Below are 18,447 nucleotides of genomic sequence, written 5' to 3'. Positions count from 1 at the left end.
GCCCCTCAGGCGTCGAAGTCGACCGTGACGGCCTCGGTGAGAGGGTGCGCCTGGCAGGCCAGCACGTACCCGGCCGAGACCTCCTCCGGCTCCAGCGCGAAGTTGCGGTCCATGCTCACCTCGCCGGAGACCAGCTTCACGCGGCAGGTGCCGCACACCCCGCCCCTGCACGCGTACGGGGCGTCGGAGCGGTTGCGCAGCACCGTCTCCAGCAGGGTCTCCCCGTTGCCGGCGGGCCAGACGCCCATCCGGCCGCCGAGCGTCGCCGTGAGCGTGGCGGCGCCCGGTGCGGAGCGGCCCGGCACCTGCTCCCGGCGCCCGGCGGAGGCGTCGTCCACGTGGAAGACCTCCTGGTGGACCGCAGAGGCGGGCACCCCGAGGGCGTACAGCGCCTTCTCCGCGCCGTCGACCAGCCCGTGCGGCCCGCACAGGAACCACCCGTCGACGTCCGGCACCGGCAGCAGGGCGGGCAGCAGGGTGGTGAGCCGGTCGGCGTCGAGCCGCCCGGCGGGCAGGCCCGCCTGCCGCTCCTCGCGGGAGAGCGTGTGCACCAGGTGGAGGCGGTCGGGGTAGCGGTCCTTCAGCTCGGCGACCTCCTCCAGGAACATCGCCGACGCCGCCGTGCGGTCGCTGCGTATCAGGTGGAATCTGGCCTCCGGCTGCTCGGCCAGGAGCGTGGCGGCGATGGAGAGGACCGGGGTGATGCCGCTGCCGCCCACGACCGCCGCGAACCGGCCCGGGCGCGGACGCAGGACGAAGCGGCCCGCGGGGGGCGTCACCTCGACCGTGTCGCCGGCGGACAGCTCCTTGAGGGCGTAGGTGGAGAAGACGCCGCCCTCCACCAGCCGGATGCCGACCTTCAGCCGCGGTGCGGCGGGCGCCGCGGCGGCCGGAGTGCAGACGGAGTAGGTGCGGCGCACCTCCACGCCGTCCGCCTCGCGCCGCAGCGTGACGTGCTGGCCGGGGACGTGCCGGAAGGTGTCGTGCAGCTCGGGCGGCACGTCGAACGTCACGGCCACCGCGTCGTCCGTGAGCCGCTCGACCTCACGGACCCGGAGCGGGTGGAACCTCATGTCAGCTCCTTGAAGTGGTCGAACGGCTCCTGGCAGGACGCGCAGCGGCGCAGCGCCTTGCAGGCGGTGGACGAGAAGCGGCTGAGCAAGGTGGTGTCGGTCGAGCCGCAGCGGGGGCAGCGGACGGCCAGATCCACCGCGACCGGCCCGCCGCCCGCCGCTGAGCCGGTGCCGCGGGGCGGGGCGATGCCGAACTCGGCCAGTTTGCGGCGGCCCTCGTCGGTGATCGCGTCCGTCGTCCAGGGCGGGGAGAGGACCGTGCGGACGCTCACGTCCGTCATGCCGCGCTCGCGCAGGGCCCGCACGATGTCGGCGGACATGGCCTCGACCGCCGGGCAGCCGGTGTAGGTCGGGGTCAGCTCGACCTCCACCCGGCCCGGTCCGAGGACGTGGAGGCCGCGCAGCACACCCAGCTCGGCCAGGGTGAGCACGGGCAGCTCCGGGTCGGGTACGGAGCCCGCGATGCCGAGCAGCTCCTCCTCCAGGGCGGTCGTCTCCTCCGGCGTTCCGGCAGGGCCGTCCGCCCGGCGCGTCACCACGTCGCCCCCGGGTGGCTGCGGTGCAGGTGCTGCATTTCGGCGAGCATCCGGCCGAACGGCTCGGTGTGGACGCCCTGCCGTCCGGCGCCGGCGGCCCAGGGGCTGCTCTGCGGGCCCTGGGGGAGGGACAGGGTGGCGCGCTCCACCACGGCGGTGATGCGCCGCGTCCACTCCCCGCGCAGTCCGTCCCAGTCGACGGCCAGGCCCTCGACCGGCTGGAACAGTTCGCCGGTGTAGCGCCACAGCCCGTCCAGCGCGATCCGCATGCGCTCGTGGCTGACGTCGGTGCCGTCCCCCAGCCGCAGCGTCCAGTGCTCGGCGTGGTCGCGGTGGTAGGCGACCTCCTTGACCGCCTTCGCAGCCAGCGCGGCCAGACCGCCATCGGCGGTGCCGCCTTCGGCCAGCCGCTGGTACAGCAGCTCCTGGTGGGTGGAGAAGTACAGCTGCCGGGCGATGGTGTGGGCGAAGTCGCCGTTCGGCCGCTCGACCAGCTGGACGTTGGTGAACTCCCGCTCGTCGCGGAGGTACGCCAGCTCGTCCTCGTCGCCCGCCATCGACAGCAGGGTGCGGGCCTGGCCCAGCAGGTCCAGCGCGATGTTGGCGAGGGCGACCTCCTCCTCCAGGACGGGGGCGTGGCCGGCCCACTCCCCCAGCCGGTGGGAGAGCACCAGGGCGTCGTCACCGAGGGCCAGCAGTGCCGTGCGGGGGGCGCTCACAGGTGCTTCACCCCTTCCGGGACCTCGTAGAAGGTGGGGTGGCGGTAGGGCTTGTCGGCGGCGGGTTCGAAGAAGGGGTCCTTCTCGTCCGGCGAGGAGGCGGTGATCGCGGCGGAGGGCACCACCCAGATCGAGACGCCCTCGGAGCGGCGCGTGTAGAGGTCCCGCGCGTTGCGCAGGGCCATCTCGGCGTCGGGCGCGTGCAGGCTTCCGGCATGGGTGTGGGACAGGCCGCGCCTGCTGCGGACGAAGACCTCCCACAGAGGCCATTCGCTGGTGGTCATGCCGCCGCCTTTCCGTCTCCGTCGCCCGGGTCACCGCCGTGCTTGCGGGCGTAGGCCGCCGCGGCCTCGCGGACCCAGGCGCCCTCCTCGTGGGCGCGGCGCCGCCGGCCCAGCCGCTGTTCGTTGCAGGGGCCGTTGCCCCGCAGCACCTCGTGGAACTCGGACCAGTCGATCGGTCCGAAGTCGTAGTGGCCGCGCTCCTCGTTCCACCGCAGCTCCGGATCGGGCAGGGTCAGTCCGAGGGACTCGGCCTGCGGGACGCAGATGTCCACGAAGCGCTGGCGCAACTCGTCGTTGGAGTGCCGCTTGATCTTCCAGGCCATGGACTGCGCGGAGTGCTTCGACTCGTCGTCGGGCGGGCCGAACATCATCAGGGAGGGCCACCACCAGCGGTCCACCGCGTCCTGCGCCATCGCGTGCTGGGCCGGCGTGCCGCGGCTGAGGGCCAGCAGCAGCTCGTATCCCTGGCGCTGGTGGAAGGACTCCTCCTTGCAGACGCGGACCATGGCCCGCGCGTAGGGGCCGTAGGAGCAGCGGCACAGCGGCACCTGGTTGGTGATCGCCGCGCCGTCCACCAGCCAGCCGATCGCGCCGACGTCGGCCCAGGTGAGGGTGGGGTAGTTGAAGATCGAGGAGTACTTCTGGCGCCCGGTGTGCAGTTTGTCCAGCAGTTCGTCGCGGCCGACGCCCAGGGTCTCGGCGGCGCTGTAGAGGTACAGGCCGTGCCCGGCCTCGTCCTGCACCTTGGCCATCAGGATCGCCTTGCGCCGCAGCGAGGGCGCCCGGGTGATCCAGTTGGCCTCCGGCTGCATGCCGATGATCTCGGAGTGGGCGTGCTGGGCGATCTGGCGCACCAGCGTCGCGCGGTAGGCGTCCGGCATCCAGTCGCGCGGTTCGATCCGCTCGTCCGCGGCGACGGCCGCGTCGAACGCCGCCTCCCGGGCTCCGTCGCCGGCCTCCGGGCCTTCGCCCCGTCCTGCCTCCGGCAGCAGCGTCGTCATGCACAGCTCCCTTTGCTCCGAGGGACCCGGCGCTCCGTGGCGCCCGCGGATCCGGGCGTCCGGGCCCCGGGACACCGAGGACCGGAACCAACCGACCGATCGTTCGGTTCAATGGTGGTCATCGGGCCCCCACGGTGTCAAGGCTGTGGATAACCTCGTAGGGCCCGCGGGCCGGACGGCGAAGGCGGCGGCCGCCGGGACACGGAACCGGCGGTGCGGGCACGGAGGACGGGCCGCGGACACGCACGGTGCGGCCCGCGCGGCGCGGTGGACGGTGCACCGCCGCGCAGAAGACCGATCGGGGAGGGCATGGAGCCACAAGCAGAGACGCGCCGGGACGCGCCGCCGCCCGGCGGGAAGCCGGGGGTGATGGCGCTCCCGCCGGGCGCGCGGGCAGCCGTCGCGGTGGCGCTGGGCGCCGTCACCGTCCTCGTCGCCGCCCACCTGGCGGCGGTCTTCCTGCACGTCGCCCCGTCGAACACCCTCAGCAAGCGGTACGGCGAGCTGGTGTCGGAGCACATCAACCCCGAGTTCGAGCAGAACTGGAAGCTGTTCGCGCCCAACCCCCTCCAGCAGAACGTCGCCGTCCACGCCCGCGCCGAGGTGCTCCGCCCGGACGGCACCACCGAGCGGACCGGCTGGGTGGACCTGTCGGCCATGGACGCGGACGACATCCGGGGCAACCCCTTCCCCAGCCACACCGACCAGAACGAGCTCCGCCGGGCCTGGGACTTCTTCACCGGCTCGCACGACCAGGAGAACCGCCCCAACGGCCTGCGCGGTGAGCTCTCCCGGGAGTACCTGAAGCGGATCGTGATGCTCCGCTTCGGGGCCGAGCTGAACGGCGGAGAGGTCCGGAAGATCCAGCTCCGGTCGGCGACCACGCCGGTCGGCGCGCCGCCCTGGAGCGGCGAGAGCAGCAGCACCGAGACCGCCTACCGGGTGCTTCCCTGGTGGGCGGTCGACGGCACGGACGTACCGGAGGGCAAGTGATGCGGTCCGAAGACGGCGCGTCCGTCCCGTCCGTCCCCGCGGCGCGGTCGCCCGAGGGGCGGACCGCGGAGGGGGGCGCGGGCCGGGAGGACGCCGCGGTGGAGAACCCGCCCGGCGGGGACGGCGGATTCGGCGGGGCCGGGGCGCCGCCCTTCTCCCTGCGGGCGCGGGCCCGGCGGTTCGCCGCCGGCGTCGACGGCGCGGTCGTCCGCGGCATCGTCCGGGTCAGCGACCACGCGCTCGGTCCCTACCAGGCCGCGGTCGTGCGCATCGGGTTCTCCTTCGCCTGGCTGCTGTTCCTGCTCTTCGAGTGGCCGAACCGGCACGAGCTGTACGGACCGGACGGCCCGTGGAGCCGTGAGCTGGCCGAGCGGCTGATCGACAGCAACCACGCCTTCACGGCGCTGCTGTGGTTCGACGGCACGGCCTGGTTCGAGGCCTTCTACGCCCTTGCGCTGCTCTCCGCCGCGGCCCTGCTGGTGGGCTGGCGCACCCGGGCCGCCTCGGTCCTGTTCATGGTCGGCGTGCTGTCCCTGCAGAACCACAGCGTCTTCATGGGCGACGGCGGTGACAACGTCATCCACCTGATGGCGATGTACCTGGTGTTCACCCGCTGCGGCCTGGTCTGGTCCCTCGACGCCCGGCGGGAGCGGCTGCGGGCCGCCGCCGCGGCGCAGGGGAGGGGGCCGGGGGCGGATCCGGTCGGCGTGGTGCTGTGGGCGGTGCTGGGCGCCGCGCTGCTGGTGGGCACCGTGCGCGGCGGGCTGAGCTGGTTCGGCGACGACGGCCCGGTGCTCTACGTCGGCTGGGCCACCGTCCTGTGGGGGCTGTGGCTGGTGTACGGCCTGTGGGGGTACGTCTCCCGGCCGGGCGCGGGCCGGCGCGCCACGGTCCGCGGGCTGATGGACGTGCTGGGGAACATCGTCCACAACGCGACCCTGCTGGTGATCATGGCCGAGGTCTGTCTGATCTACGCCACGGCCGGCTGGTACAAGGTCCAGGGCTCGCGCTGGCAGGACGGCACGGCCGTCTACTACCCGATGCACCTGGACTACTTCGCGCCCTGGCCCGCCCTCTCCGAACTGCTGGGCTCCAGCGGGCTGATGATCATGGTGCTGAGCTACGGCACGGTGATCGTCCAGGTCGCCTTCCCCTTCACCCTCTTCAACCGCCGGGTGAAGAACGTGCTGCTCGCCGTGATGATGGCCGAGCACGCCGGGATCGCCGTCATCCTCGGTCTGCCGTTCTTCTCGCTGGCGATGATCGCCGCCGACGCCGTCTTCCTGCCGACGGTCTTCCTGGTCTGGGCCGGCGCCCGGGCCTCCGGGGCGGCCGGGTGGATCCGCGGGCGCTCGGGGCGGCGGCGCGCGGCCGGGCACGACGGGGACGGCGAGGGGGCGGAGCGGTCGGGGGCCGGCGACCCCGCACGTACCCTCGTGGGGTGAACGGCAGCGAGACGGAGGGCCGGGAGGAACCGGTCCAGTACGACGAGGGCTACGGGCCCGGGGTGGGGGTGGGCCCCCACCCCGGGCCGTGGCCGACGGACGAGCGGTACGACCCGGAACTGCTGGCGCACGGCGACCGGCGCAACGTCGTCGACCGCTACCGCTACTGGACGCGTGAGGCGATCGTCGCCGACCTCGACACCCGGCGGCACGACTTCCACGTCGCGGTGGAGAACTGGACCCACGACTTCAACATCGGCAGCGTCGTGCGCACCGCCAACGCCTTCCTGGCCGCGAAGGTCCACATCGTCGGCAGGCGCCGCTGGAACCGGCGCGGCGCGATGGTCACCGACCGGTACCAGCACGTCGTCCACCACCCCGACGTCGCGGCCCTGGCCGGGTGGGCCGGGGACGAGGGGCTGCCGATCATCGGGATCGACAACCTCCCCGGCGCCGTCCCGCTGGAGACCACCGAGCTGCCGCGCCGCTGCGTGCTGCTCTTCGGCCAGGAGGGGCCGGGCCTGACGGAGGAGGCGTGGAAGCACGCGGAGAAGGTCTGCTCCATCGCCCAGTTCGGTTCCACCCGCTCCATCAACGCGGGGGCGGCGGCCGCCATCGCCATGCACGCCTGGATCCGCGCGCACGCCGTGCCGGGCGGCCCCGCCGACTGCCCCTGACCGGCCGGCCGCCCCGGCCGGCCCGCGGTCTCCGCCGGCCGGAACCGCAGACCGCACCGGGGCCGCCGCCCGCGCCGGCGGGGGACCGGGGGCCGGAAGGGGACGGCGGGAGTCAGGCCTGCCGGCGCACCTCCACCACGCGGAAGCGGTTCGCCACGAACGCGCCGTCGCACAGGGCGGCGTTGGCCGCCGGGTTGCCGCCGGAGCCGTGGAAGTCGGAGAACGCCGCCGTCTGGTTCACGTACACCCCGCCGGTGAGGTTCAGCGAGAGCTGGGCGCACTCCTCCAGACAGGCCTCCTCCACCAGCCGCTCGACCTCGGGGGAGGTGGTGTACGCGCCGACCGTCATCGCGCCCCGGTGCCGGACGGTGCGGCGCAGCAGCTCCACCGCGGCCTCGGTGGACTCCACCGCGACGGCGAAGGAGACCGGGCCGAAGCACTCGGACATGCAGACCGACTCGGACTCCGGCGAGGCGCCGTCCAGCCTGACGATCGCCGGGGTGCGGACGGTGGCCTCGGGGAACTCCGGGTGCGCCACCGGGCGGGACGCCAGGGCGACCTCGCCCAGCTCGGAGACGCCCTCCAGGCGCTCGCGCACCCCCGGGTTGACGATCGCGCCCAGCAGCGCGACGGCCCGCTGGTCGTCACCCAGCAGCCTGTCCACCGCAGCCGCCAGGTCGGAGACGACCTCGTCGTAGGACTTGTGGCCCGCGTCGGTGCCGATGCCGCCGCGCGGGATCAGCAGGTTCTGCGGGGTCGTGCACATCTGGCCGCTGTAGAGCGAGAGCGAGAACGCCAGGTTGCCCAGCATGCCGCGGTAGTCGTCGGTGGAGTCGACGACGATCGTGTTGACCCCGGCCTTCTCGGTGAACACCTGCGCCTGGCGGGCGTTGGCCTCCAGCCAGTCCCCGAAGGAGGTCGAGCCGGTGTAGTCGATGATCCGGACCTCGGGCCGTACGGCCAGCTCCTTGGCGATCCCCTCGCCGTCCCGCTCGGCGGCCAGCGCCACCAGGTTGGGGTCGAAACCGGCCTCGGCGAGCACCTCGCGGGCGGTCCGCACCGTCATGGCGAGCGGGAGGACGGCGCGGGGGTGCGGCTTGACCAGCACCGGGTTGCCCGTGGCCAGGGAGGCGAACAGACCCGGGTAGCCGTTCCAGGTCGGGAAGGTGTTGCAGCCGATCACCAGCGAGATGCCGCGCGGCACCGGAGTGAACTCCTTGTGCAGCCGGAGCGGGTCCCGCTTGCCCTGCGGCTTGGACCACTTCGCCGCCCCCGGCGTGCGGGTCTGCTCGGCGAAGGCGTACGCCACCGCCTCCAGTCCCCTGTCCTGGGCGTGCGGGCCGCCCGCCTGCATCGCCATCAGGTAGGCCTGCCCGCTGGTGTGCATCACCGCCTGGGCGAACTCGTGGGTGCGGGCGTTGATCCGGGCCAGGATCTCCAGGCACACCGCCGCCCTGGCCTCCGGCCCGGCGTCCCGCCAGGCCGGCATCGCGGCGCGCATCGCGGGCAGCAGCACGTTCGCGTCGGCGTGCGGGTACTCCGTGCCCAGCTTCGGGCCGTACGGGGACACCTCGCCGGCCACCCAGCCGTCCGTGCCCGGCTGGTCCAGGTCGAACCGGGTGCCCAGCAGCGCGTCGAAGGCGGCCTTGCCCCCGGCGGCGTCCAGGGAGCCGTGCTCCGGGCCGTACGCCTTGGGGTGCTCCGGGTACGGGGACCAGTACTCCCGGGTGCGGATCGCTTCCAGCGCCCGGTCCAGCACGGGGCGGTGCTTCTCCACGAGCTGCGCCGTGGTGGGCGGCGGTGCCTGGGTGGGTGCGACGGCCATCGGGGACCAACTCCTCGTCGAGCGGACGGGTGGCGGTGCGCGCACGGGGCGGTGTGCGGCGGCCGGCCGCGACCGGACCGTCGGTGCGCGGGCGGACGGCGCGCGGGAGGGCCGTGCGCGAACGGAAGGACAGGTAGATACTGCTACCGAACGATCGGTCGGGGCAAGAGAGGCAGGCCGCCTGTGGATAACATCGGGACCATGCCAGCCAAGCCGTCGGACAGGGTGCCCAGGCGCGACACCTACACGCCCGAATCGCTCCTCGCGGTGGCCGTGGAGGTCTTCAACCGGCGCGGCTACGACGGCACGTCGATGGAGCACCTGTCCAGGGCGGCGGGGATCTCCAAGTCGTCCATCTACCACCACGTCAAGGGCAAGGAGGAGCTGCTGCGCCGGGCGATATCCCGCGCCCTGGACGGCCTCTTCGCGATCCTGGACGAGCCGGAGGCCCGCCGGGGCCGGGCGATCGACCGCCTGGAGCACGTCGTGCGCCGCACCGCCGAGGTGCTGATGACCGAGCTCCCCTACGTCACCCTGCTGCTGCGGGTGCGCGGCAACACCCGCACCGAGCGCTGGGCGATGGAGCGCCGGCGGGAGTTCGACCACCGGGTCGCCGACCTGCTCAAGGCCGCCGCCGCCGAGGGGGACCTCCGTGCCGACCTCGACGCCCGGCTGGCGACCCGGCTGCTCTTCGGAATGATCAACTCCATCGTGGAGTGGTACCGCCCGCTCCCCGGCGACGCCTCCGACCGCGGCCCGGTCGCCGACGCGGTGGCGCGGATCGCCTTCGAGGGCCTGCGCGCGCCGGACGGTCCCGCCCGTCCGTGACCCGCCCCCGGCCCGTCCGTCCGCGCGGCCCGCGGACACCGGCGGCCGCCGGAGCCGCCTTCGGGCGGGCCCGCGGCCGGACTCACGGCTCCGGCTCCAGGTCGGTCTCCTCGAACACCAGCAGCGTCCGGGTGCTCAGCACCTCCGGTATCGCCTGTATGCGGGTGAGCACCAGCTCCCGCAGCGCCCGGTTGTCGGCCGTGTGCACCAGCAGCAGGACGTCGAAGTCCCCGCTGACCAGCGCGATGTGCGCGGCCCCCGGCAGGGCCTTGAGCTTCTCGCGCACCGTGCGCCAGGAGTTCTGCACGATCTTCAGCGTGATGTAGGCGGAGGCGCCCTGGCCCGCGCGCTCGTGGTCCACCCGGGCCGTGAAGCCGCGGATCACACCGTCCTCGACGAGCCGGCTGATCCGGGCGTAGGCGTTGGCCCGGGACACGTGCACCCGCTCGGCGATCGACCGCACCGAGGCACGGCCGTCCACCTGGAGCATCCGCAGGATCGCCCGGTCGACCGGGTCGAGCGGTCTGGCCGGCGGCCGCTCCTCCTCCGGAGCCCCGGGAGCCATCTGTTCTTCCGGCATGGCCTGCCGCCTCCCCTCCGTGGACGCAATGCCGCCATCCCACGCTCTGCAGAACCGTTTGTCCACAGGGCGGTGCCCCCCCGTAGCCAAAATGTGCCGGCGACCGAACAATCGGTAGGGGACGCCGCCGGACCGGTGGTGCCCCTGCCCGCCGATGCCCCCTGCCAGGAGGTGCTCGACATGACGGTCCTGGAGCAGCCAGGCGCCTACCGCCCCTCGCCGCCGCCCGCCTGGCGGCCGCGCACCGACCCGGCCCCGCTGCTGCCGGACGCCGAGCCGTACCGGCTGCTGGGCACCGGCGCGGAGCTGGACCCGGAACTGCTCGGGACGCTGTACCGGCAGCTGGTGAAGGGGCGCCGCTACAACCGCCAGGCCACCGCCCTCACCCGGCAGGGCAGGCTCGCCGTCTACCCCTCCTCCACCGGCCAGGAGGCGTGCGAGGTGGCCGCCGCCCTGGTCCTGGAGGAGCGGGACTGGCTCTTCCCCAGCTACCGCGACACCCTCGCCGCCGTCGCCCGCGGCATGGAGCCGGCCGAGGCCCTCGGCCTCCTCCGCGGCGACTGGCACACCGGCTACGACCCCTACGAACACCGCGTCGCCCCCCTCTCCACACCGCTGGCCACCCACCTCCCCCACGCCGTCGGCCTCGCCCACGCGGCCCGCCTCAAGGGCGACGACGTGGTGGCGCTGGCCATGGTCGGCGACGGCGGCACGAGCGAGGGCGACTTCCACGAGGCCCTGAACTTCGCCGCCGTCTGGCGGACCCCGACGGTCTTCCTCGTCCAGAACAACGGCTTCGCGATCTCCGTCCCGCTGGCCCGGCAGACCGCCGCGCCCTCCCTGGCCCACAAGGCCGTCGGCTACGGCATGCCCGGGCGGCTGGTGGACGGCAACGACGCCGCGGCCGTCCACCGGGTGCTCTCCGAGGCCGTCGAGCGCGCCCGCGCCGGAGGCGGGCCGACGCTGGTGGAGGCCGTCACCTACCGGATCGACGCCCACACCAACGCCGACGACGCCACCCGCTACCGCGGTGAGGACGAGGTGGCGGCATGGCTCGAACACGACCCCGTGGCGCTGCTGGAACGCGAGATGACCGAGCGCGGCCTGCTCGACGACGCCGTGCGCGAGAGGGCGCGGGAGGAGGCCGAGGAGATGGCCGCACGGCTGCGGGACCGCATGAACCAGGACGCGGTGCTCGCCCCCGCGGACCTCTTCGACCACGTCTACGCCGAGAAGACGGCGCAGCTGAGGGAGCAGGCCGCGCAGCTGCGCGCGGAACTGGAAGCCGAGAACGCGGAACCGGAGGCCGGCGACCGCGACGGACAGGCGAAGGGGGACGCACGATGACGACCGTGGCCACCGGCAGGAGCGGCGCCGCCGCGACCGCCCGCAAGCCCGCCACCATGGCCCAGGCCCTCACCCGCGCGATGCGCGACGCCATGGCGGAGGACCCGACCGTGCACGTGCTCGGCGAGGACGTCGGCACGCTCGGCGGCGTCTTCCGCATCACCGACGGGCTGGCGGAGGAGTTCGGCGAGGACCGCTGCACCGACACCCCGCTGGCCGAGGCCGGCATCCTCGGCACGGCCGTCGGCATGGCGATGTACGGGCTGCGGCCGGTGGTGGAGATGCAGTTCGACGCCTTCGCCTACCCGGCCTTCGAACAGCTCCTCAGCCACGTCGCCAAGATGCGCAACCGCACGCGCGGGAAGATGCCGCTGCCCATCACGGTCCGGGTGCCCTACGGGGGCGGGATCGGCGGTGTGGAGCACCACAGCGACTCCTCCGAGGCCTACTACATGGCCACCCCGGGGCTGCACGTGGTGACCCCGGCTACCGTCGCCGACGCCTACGGGCTGCTGCGGGCCGCCATCGCCTCCGACGACCCGGTGGTCTTCCTGGAGCCCAAGCGGCTGTACTGGTCCAGGGCCGACTGGTCGCCGCAGGAGCCGCAGGCCGTCGCACCCATCGGCCGGGCCGAGGTCCGCCGCGCCGGCACCTCCGCGACGCTGGTCACCTACGGCCCGTCGGTCCCCGTGTGCCTGGAGGCCGCCGAGGCCGCCCGCGAGGAGGGCTGGGAGTTGGAGGTGGTCGACCTGCGTTCGCTGGTCCCCTTCGACGACGAGACGGTGTGCGCGTCGGTGCGGCGCACCGGCCGGGCCGTGGTCGTCCACGAGTCCAGCGCCTTCGGCGGGCCCGGCGGGGAGATCGCCGCCCGGATCACCGAGCGCTGCTTCCACCACCTGGAGGCGCCGGTGCTGCGCGTGGCCGGGTTCGACATCCCCTACCCGCCGCCCATGCTGGAGCGCCACCACCTGCCCGGTGTGGACCGGGTGCTGGACGCGGTCGCCCGGCTGCAGTGGGAGTCGGAGTGGACCGGGCGTCCCGGGGCGTTCGAGGGAGGCGTGCGCTGATGGCCGGGGTCCGCGAGTTCACCCTGCCGGACCTGGGCGAGGGGTTGACGGAGGCCGAGATCGTCCGCTGGCTGGTGGAGGTGGGCGACGTCGTCGCCGTCGACCAGCCGGTGGTGGAGGTCGAGACGGCCAAGGCGATGGTCGAGGTGCCGTGCCCCTACGGGGGCGTGGTCACCGCCCGGTTCGGCGAGGAGGGTACCGAGATCCCCGTCGGCGCCCCGCTGGTCACGGTGGCCGTCGGTGCGGTGGCGCAGGACGGCGCGGGGGCGGACGCCTCCCCCGGATCCGCGCCGGAGGCGGGCGGCGCGGAGGGCGCGGCCGGTGAGGCGCCGGAGGCGTCGGGCAACGTCCTGGTGGGGTACGGCACCGGCGCCACCACGGCCCGGCGCCGGCGGATCCGTCCGCTCCGCGGCGCCCCGGCCTCCGCGCCCGCCCCGGCCCCTGTCCCCCCGCCCGCCGCCACGCCCGCGCCCGCCTCCGCCGGGGGGCCCGTTCCCGTGATCTCGCCGCTGGTGCGGCGGCTCGCCCGGGAGCACGGGATCGATCTGCGGCAGGTTCCCGGCACCGGTCCGCAGGGGCTGATCCTGCGCGCGGACGTCGAGCGCGCGATGGCCGCCCGCACGGCCGCACCGGTCGCCACCCCGGCGGTCACCGCCCCGGCGGTCAACGGCCACGGCGACCACGGTGACCACGGTGGCCACGGCGGCCACGGCGGCCGCACGGGATCCGGCGCGGTCGCCGAGCGCGTCCCGCTGCGCGGACTGCGCGGCGCGGTGGCCGACAAGCTGGCCACCTCCCGCCGCGAGATCCCCGACGCCACCTGCTGGGTGGACGCCGACGCCACCGAACTGCTCGCCGCCCGCCGCGCGATGAACGCCGCGGGGCCCAAGGTCTCGCTGCTGGCGCTGCTGGCCCGGATCTGCACGGCCGCCCTCGCCCGCTTCCCCGAACTGAACGCCACGGTGGACACCGCCTCCCGCGAGATCGTCCGGTTGCCCGGCGTCCACCTGGGGTTCGCCGCGCAGACCGAGCGCGGGCTGGTGGTCCCCGTCGTCCGGGACGCCCACCGGCGCAACACCGCCGAACTCGCCGAGGAGATCGCCCGGCTGACCGGATCGGCCCGCGCGGGCACGCTGAAACCCGCCGAGCTGACCGGCGGCACCTTCACCCTCAACAACTACGGCGTCTTCGGGGTGGACGGCTCGACGCCGATCATCAACCACCCGGAGGCGGCGATGCTCGGGGTCGGGCGCATCACCCCCAGGCCGTGGGTGCACGAGGGCGAGCTGGCCGTGCGCCAGGTGGTGCAGCTGTCGTTCACCTTCGACCACCGGGTGTGCGACGGCGGAACGGCGGGCGGCTTCCTGCGGTACGTGGCCGACTGCGTCGAGCACCCGGCCGTGCTGCTGCGCACCCTGTGAGGGTCATACTCGTGGGATGACCCACGCGTACGACGCCGTCGTCATCGCCGGCGGTGCGGCCCGCCGACTCGGCGGCGCGGACAAGCCGGCCCTCACCGTGGGGGGCCGGCCGCTGCTCGACCGGGTCCTCCACGCCTGCGCGGACGCCGCGCGGACCGTGGTCGTCGGACCCCGGCGGCCGACCGCGCGGCCGGTGGACTGGGTGCGTGAGGAGCCGCCCGGCGGCGGGCCGCTGGCCGCGCTCGACGCCGGGCTGCGCCGCACCGAGCGGGAGACGGTGCTGGTGCTCTCCGCCGACCTGCCGTTCCTGACGCCGGCCACCGTGCGGACGCTGCTGGACCGCGCGGCCGCGGGTGCGGACGGGGACGTGAGCGGGGGCGGGGACGCGGACGGGGCGTCCGGCGCCGTCGACGGCGCGATCGTCGACGACGGCCGGGCCCAACCCCTCCTGGGCGCCTACCGCGCCGAGTCCCTCCGCCGCGAACTGGCCCTCCTCGCCGCCGAGCACGGACGGCTGGCGCACCTCCCCCTGCGGCTGCTCACCGACGAGCTGACGCTGCACCGGATCGCGCCGGCCGACCCGGCCGAGGCCCGCGACTGCGACACCTGGGAGGACATCGCCTCGGCCCGCTCCCGGATCAGGGAGCATGGGCGTGTGCTGAACGAATGGATGACCGCCGCCACGTCCGAACTCGGCATCGACCTCGACGTCGACACCGCGCTCCTCCTCGACCTCGCGCGGGACGCGGCCCACGGCGTGGCCCGTCCCGCAGCCCCCCTGACGACCTTCCTCGTCGGCTACGCGGCGGCGCGCGCGGGCGGCGGATCCGAGGACGTCGCCGAGGCGGTGCGGAAGGCCGCCGGACTCGCCCGGCGCTGGGCCGCGGAGGCGGAGGCGGAGGCGGAGGCGGCGCGGGAGCCGGGCGGCGCGGGCGGGGACGGGAAGGGCACGGCGAAGGGGACGGACGCCGGATGAGCGGCGACGAACTGGCCGACGCCCTCGCCCTGGCCAACGGCCACCGCGCCGCTCCCCGTACCGGCCGCACCGGCCCCGGCGGCCCCGGCGAGCGGGAGCACCGGACGGGTCACCACGACTGGACCGCCGCCCGCGCCGCCGCCGCCCGGGCCGGGGCGGAGCGGCGCCCCGAACCCGCCACCGTCCCCCTGGCCGACGCGCTCGGCCACCGCCTCGCCGAGCCCCTGGACGCGCTCACCGACCTGCCGGCGTTCGACACCTCGGCCATGGACGGCTGGGCCGTCTCCGGCCCCGGCCCCTGGACGCTCGCCGCTCCCCCGGACGGCTCCCGGGAGGACGCCCGGGACGAGCCCTCCGGCGGCCCCCACGGCCTGCTGGCCGGCCACGGCGCCCCCGCCCCCCTCCCGGACGGCCACGCCGTCCGCATCGCCACCGGCGCCCGCATCCCACCGGGCACCACCGCCGTACTGCGCTCCGAACACGGCGAGGTGCGCGGCCGGCGGCTGCGCGCCCCCCGGGCCCCCCAGCACGGCGCCGACATTCGCCCCCGCGCCCAGGAGTGCCGCCGGGGCGACCGGCTGCTGGCGGCGGGCGCGCCCGTCACCCCGGCGGTGCTGGGTCTCGCCGCCGCGGCGGGCTGGGACGAGCTGCCCGTCCTGCGCCGCCCCCGGGCGGAGGTACTGGTGCTGGGCGACGAACTGCTGCCGTCCGGCCTGCCGGAGGGCGGCCGGATCCGCGACGCGCTCGGCCCCATGGTCGGCCCCTGGCTGGAGGCGGCGGGCGCCGAGGTCACCGCCACCCGCCGGCTGGGCGACGACGCCGACGCGCTCCTGGCCGCGCTGGCCGGCACCACCGCCGACCTCGTCGTCACCACCGGCGGCACGGCCTGTGGCCCGGTGGACCACGTCCGCCCCGCCCTCCACCGGCTGGGCGCAGACCTGCTGGTGGACGGCGTGGCGGTGCGGCCGGGCCACCCGATGCTGCTGGCCCGGCTGCCGGGCGGGGCGCACCTCGTCGGCCTGCCCGGCAACCCCCTGGCCGCGGTCTCCGGCCTCCTCACCCTCGCCGAGCCCCTGCTGCGCACCCCGCCCCGCACCGACTCCGGCGGGCCCGGCCCGGCCGGCCCCCTCCCCACCGCCCCCCTCCTGGGCGCGGTGCAGGGCCACCCCCGTGACACCCGGCTGGTCCCGGTCGTGCAGGATGATCGGGGTGCGCGGCCGCTGAACTTCTCCGGTCCCGCGATGCTGCGCGGCATCGCGGCGGCCGACGCCCTCGCGGCCGTGCCGCCCGGCGGCGGCTCCGCCGGCTCCGCCGTACCCCTTTTGAGACTCCCATGGGCGTGACCGTCATGAAGAACACCTCGCCCGAGGAACTGCAGCACCGGGTGCTGCTTCCCGAGCCCATCGCCGGCCCCCTGCGCCAGGTGGTCCGGCGGCTGCTGGCGGCGCTCGTCGTCCTGGCCGTGACGGTCCTGATCGTCTACCTGGAGCGCGAGGGCTACAACGACAACGCCGACGGCGAGCTGTCCCTGCTGGACTGCGTGTACTACACCACCGTCACGCTCTCCACCACCGGCTACGGTGACATCGCCCCCGCCAGCGACAGCGCCCGTCTGGTCAACGTGCTGGTCATCACCCCGCTCCGCGTCCTGTTCCTGATCATCCTCATCGGCACCACCCTGGAGGTGCTGGCCGAACGCACCCGTGAGCAGTGGCGCCTGGCCCGTTGGAGGTCCTCCTTGCGCGACCACACGGTCATCGTCGGCTTCGGCACCAAGGGCCGTTCCGCCGCCGAGACCCTCATCTCGACCGGAATCCCCCAGGACCGGATAGTGATCATCGATCCGAGCCGGAAGGTCATCGAGGCGGCCAACGCCGACGGCTACACGGGCGTCATCGGCGACGCCACCCGCAGCGACGTGCTGCTCAAGGCGGAGGTCCAGCGCGCGGCGCAGGTCGTCATCTCCACCCAGCGCGACGACACCGCGGTGCTGGTGACGCTCACCGCCCGCCAGCTCAACCGCGGTCTGCGGATCGTGGCCGCGGTGCGCGAGGAGGAGAACGCGCCGCTGCTGCGGCAGTCCGGCGCCGACTCCGTGATCACCAGCGCCAGCGCCGCCGGCCGGCTGCTGGGCATGTCGATGCTCAGCCCGAGCGCGGGCGCGGTGATGGAGGACCTGATCCACCAGGGCACCGGCCTGAACCTCACCGAGCGCCCGGTCACCAGGGCCGAGGCGGGACGCTCCCCGCGCGAGTGCAGGGACCTGGTGGTCTCCGTGGTGCGCGGCCACCGGGTGCTGGGTTTCGACGACCCGGAGGTGGCCACCTTGGAGCTCACCGACCGCCTCGTCGTCATCCGCCGGGCCTCGCCGTCCACCACCGTCATCTCCTCGGAACAGCGGAGGTAGTACCGACCCATGCACGCGATCACCATCACCGGTCCCGGCGGCCCCGAGGTCCTGGCCTGGAGCGAGGTGGACGACCCCGAGCCCGGGGAGGGCGAGGTGCTGGTCGAGGTGGCGGCCGCCGCCGTCAACCGGGCCGACGTCCTCCAGCGGCAGGGCTTCTACGACCCGCCGCCGGGGGCCTCCCCCTACCCCGGCCTGGAGTGCTCGGGGCGGATCGCCGCGGTCGGTCCGGGCGTGGGCGGCTGGCGCGTCGGCGACGAGGTCTGCGCGCTGCTGGCCGGTGGCGGCTACGCGGAGAAGGTGGCCGTGCCGCACGGCCAGCTGCTGCCGGTGCCGTCCGGTCCCGACGGGCCGCTGGACCTCGTCTCGGCCGCCGCGCTGCCCGAGGTCGTCTGCACCGTCTGGTCGAACGTCTTCATGCAGGCGGGGCTGCGGCCCGGCGAGACGCTGCTGGTCCACGGCGGGGCCAGCGGCATCGGCACCATGGCGATCCAGCTCGCCAAGGCGGTCGGCGCGCGCGTGGCGGTCACCGCGGGCAGCCGGGAGAAGCTGGAGCGCTGCGCCGAGCTGGGCGCGGACGTGCTGGTGGACTACCGCGAGCAGGACTTCGTCGAGGAGGTGCGGGAGGCGACCGGCGGGCGCGGCGCGGACGTCGTCCTGGACATCATCGGCGCCAAGTACCTGGCGCGGAACGTGGAGGTGCTCGCCAGGGGCGGCCGCCTCGTGGTGATCGGTCTCCAGGGCGGTGCGAAGGGGGAGTTGCCCCTGGGCGCGCTGCTGGCCAAGCGCGGGACGGTCTCGGCCACCTCGCTGCGCGGCCGTCCGCTGGAGGAGAAGGCGGAGATCGTCGCGGCCGTGCGGGAGCACGTGTGGCCGCTGATCGCGGCGGGGCGGGTCCGGCCCGTCGTGGACCGCACGGTGCCGATGAGTAATGCGGCCGTGGCACACGGGGTACTCGAACAGAGCGACCACGTGGGGAAGGTCGTCCTCACGGTGTGAGGGCGCCTCCCGGTTCCTCGCGGTGCCCTCCGGTGCCGTCCGGCCGGGCCGGCCGGATTCCCGCCGGAGTCTCCGTACGGATGTCCACCGGGCCACCCGTACGGGGGAACCGGGGAAGACGGAGGGGAAGCGCCCGGAGGCGTCGTCCGAGGACGTCATCCACGGAAACCGTCCGGAAAGACCGTGTGAGGATGCGGTTCGAAGACACCGTTCGGGGATGCCTGCTCCGCGGGGCCGTGTGACGCTTGCTGCACTGCACGACCACTGCA

At 74.8% G+C, this 18,447-nt stretch carries 18 protein-coding genes; 11 read left to right on the top strand and 7 right to left on the bottom strand.

Annotation, left to right across the window (positions count from 1 at the left end; all coding sequences use genetic code 11):
• Positions 1–5: 5 nt before the first annotated feature.
• The 5 genes from ACFSJS_RS04545 to paaA are packed head-to-tail and all read right to left on the bottom strand — an operon-like array spanning position 6 to position 3,613.
• Positions 6–1,073: a 2Fe-2S iron-sulfur cluster-binding protein gene (locus ACFSJS_RS04545; RefSeq protein ID WP_380896993.1), complete on the bottom strand. Its 1,068-nt coding sequence runs from the start codon at positions 1,071–1,073 to the stop codon at positions 6–8.
• Entirely contained in the window at positions 1,070–1,609 is a 540-nt protein-coding gene (paaD, locus tag ACFSJS_RS04540; protein ID WP_380896990.1) for a 1,2-phenylacetyl-CoA epoxidase subunit PaaD, read from the bottom strand. The genes ACFSJS_RS04545 and paaD overlap by 4 nt, the downstream gene beginning before the upstream one ends.
• Positions 1,606–2,328 (bottom strand): 1,2-phenylacetyl-CoA epoxidase subunit PaaC, encoded by a 723-nt coding sequence (paaC, locus tag ACFSJS_RS04535; protein WP_380896987.1) that lies wholly within the window; start codon positions 2,326–2,328, stop codon positions 1,606–1,608. The genes paaD and paaC overlap by 4 nt, the downstream gene beginning before the upstream one ends.
• Positions 2,325–2,612, bottom strand: coding sequence for a 1,2-phenylacetyl-CoA epoxidase subunit PaaB (gene paaB / locus ACFSJS_RS04530; protein ID WP_380896985.1), 288 nt, complete (start codon positions 2,610–2,612; stop codon positions 2,325–2,327). Before paaB ends, paaC begins: the two co-directional genes overlap by 4 nt.
• On the bottom strand, positions 2,609–3,613 hold the full coding sequence (gene paaA, locus ACFSJS_RS04525; protein WP_380896983.1) for a 1,2-phenylacetyl-CoA epoxidase subunit PaaA: 1,005 nt from the start codon (positions 3,611–3,613) through the stop codon (positions 2,609–2,611). The genes paaB and paaA overlap by 4 nt, the downstream gene beginning before the upstream one ends.
• 309 nt (positions 3,614–3,922) lie before the next feature.
• On the opposite strand from paaA, the gene ACFSJS_RS04520 reads away from it, so the two are divergent.
• The 3 genes from ACFSJS_RS04520 to ACFSJS_RS04510 are packed head-to-tail and all read left to right on the top strand — an operon-like array spanning position 3,923 to position 6,728.
• Positions 3,923–4,606 carry a DUF5819 family protein gene (locus ACFSJS_RS04520; RefSeq protein ID WP_380896981.1) on the top strand — a complete coding sequence of 228 codons (684 nt, stop codon included), beginning with the start codon at positions 3,923–3,925 and terminating at the stop codon, positions 4,604–4,606.
• Positions 4,606–6,051 carry an HTTM domain-containing protein gene (locus ACFSJS_RS04515; protein WP_380896980.1) on the top strand — a complete coding sequence of 482 codons (1,446 nt, stop codon included), beginning with the start codon at positions 4,606–4,608 and terminating at the stop codon, positions 6,049–6,051. Before ACFSJS_RS04520 ends, ACFSJS_RS04515 begins: the two co-directional genes overlap by 1 nt.
• Positions 6,048–6,728, top strand: a complete 681-nt coding sequence (locus tag ACFSJS_RS04510; protein ID WP_380896978.1) for a TrmH family RNA methyltransferase — start codon at positions 6,048–6,050, stop codon at positions 6,726–6,728. Before ACFSJS_RS04515 ends, ACFSJS_RS04510 begins: the two co-directional genes overlap by 4 nt.
• 112 nt (positions 6,729–6,840) lie before the next feature.
• On the opposite strand, the gene paaN is transcribed toward ACFSJS_RS04510, so the two are convergent.
• On the bottom strand, positions 6,841–8,553 hold the full coding sequence (gene paaN / locus ACFSJS_RS04505) for a phenylacetic acid degradation protein PaaN (RefSeq protein WP_380896976.1): 1,713 nt from the start codon (positions 8,551–8,553) through the stop codon (positions 6,841–6,843).
• Between the two features lie 201 nt (positions 8,554–8,754).
• Here paaN and ACFSJS_RS04500 point away from each other — a divergent pair, with 201 nt between their 5' ends.
• A complete protein-coding gene (locus ACFSJS_RS04500) occupies positions 8,755–9,381 on the top strand; it encodes a TetR/AcrR family transcriptional regulator (RefSeq protein ID WP_380896974.1) in 627 nt (208 codons plus the stop codon).
• Positions 9,382–9,463: 82 nt separating this feature from the next.
• Here the strand turns inward: ACFSJS_RS04500 and ACFSJS_RS04495 are convergent, their stop codons facing one another.
• Positions 9,464–9,961: an Lrp/AsnC family transcriptional regulator gene (locus tag ACFSJS_RS04495; RefSeq protein ID WP_380896972.1), complete on the bottom strand. Its 498-nt coding sequence runs from the start codon at positions 9,959–9,961 to the stop codon at positions 9,464–9,466.
• A gap of 180 nt (positions 9,962–10,141) precedes the next feature.
• Here ACFSJS_RS04495 and pdhA point away from each other — a divergent pair, with 180 nt between their 5' ends.
• The 7 genes from pdhA to ACFSJS_RS04460 are packed head-to-tail and all read left to right on the top strand — an operon-like array spanning position 10,142 to position 18,178.
• Positions 10,142–11,308 carry a pyruvate dehydrogenase (acetyl-transferring) E1 component subunit alpha gene (pdhA, locus tag ACFSJS_RS04490; protein ID WP_380896969.1) on the top strand — a complete coding sequence of 389 codons (1,167 nt, stop codon included), beginning with the start codon at positions 10,142–10,144 and terminating at the stop codon, positions 11,306–11,308.
• A complete protein-coding gene (locus ACFSJS_RS04485) occupies positions 11,305–12,375 on the top strand; it encodes an alpha-ketoacid dehydrogenase subunit beta (protein ID WP_380896967.1) in 1,071 nt (356 codons plus the stop codon). The genes pdhA and ACFSJS_RS04485 overlap by 4 nt, the downstream gene beginning before the upstream one ends.
• The gene (locus ACFSJS_RS04480; RefSeq protein WP_380896965.1) at positions 12,375–13,796 is read left to right on the top strand and encodes a dihydrolipoamide acetyltransferase family protein; all 1,422 of its coding nucleotides are present in this window, start codon (positions 12,375–12,377) and stop codon (positions 13,794–13,796) included. Before ACFSJS_RS04485 ends, ACFSJS_RS04480 begins: the two co-directional genes overlap by 1 nt.
• Before the next feature lie 16 nt (positions 13,797–13,812).
• Positions 13,813–14,772 carry an NTP transferase domain-containing protein gene (locus ACFSJS_RS04475; RefSeq protein WP_380896963.1) on the top strand — a complete coding sequence of 320 codons (960 nt, stop codon included), beginning with the start codon at positions 13,813–13,815 and terminating at the stop codon, positions 14,770–14,772.
• On the top strand, positions 14,769–16,115 hold the full coding sequence (locus tag ACFSJS_RS04470; RefSeq protein WP_380896960.1) for a molybdopterin molybdotransferase MoeA: 1,347 nt from the start codon (positions 14,769–14,771) through the stop codon (positions 16,113–16,115). The genes ACFSJS_RS04475 and ACFSJS_RS04470 overlap by 4 nt, the downstream gene beginning before the upstream one ends.
• A complete protein-coding gene (locus tag ACFSJS_RS04465) occupies positions 16,106–17,179 on the top strand; it encodes a potassium channel family protein (RefSeq protein ID WP_380896958.1) in 1,074 nt (357 codons plus the stop codon). The genes ACFSJS_RS04470 and ACFSJS_RS04465 overlap by 10 nt, the downstream gene beginning before the upstream one ends.
• 9 nt (positions 17,180–17,188) lie before the next feature.
• A complete protein-coding gene (locus ACFSJS_RS04460; protein WP_380896955.1) occupies positions 17,189–18,178 on the top strand; it encodes an NAD(P)H-quinone oxidoreductase in 990 nt (329 codons plus the stop codon).
• The last annotated feature ends 269 nt before the right edge of the window (positions 18,179–18,447 follow it).

It is taken from the genome of Streptomyces desertarenae, from assembly GCF_042681365.1.
GTDB classification, from domain to species: domain Bacteria; phylum Actinomycetota; class Actinomycetes; order Streptomycetales; family Streptomycetaceae; genus Streptomyces; species Streptomyces desertarenae.
Note: the sequence above shows the minus strand (reverse complement) of the source record. Positions and strands in the feature narration are given on the sequence as shown.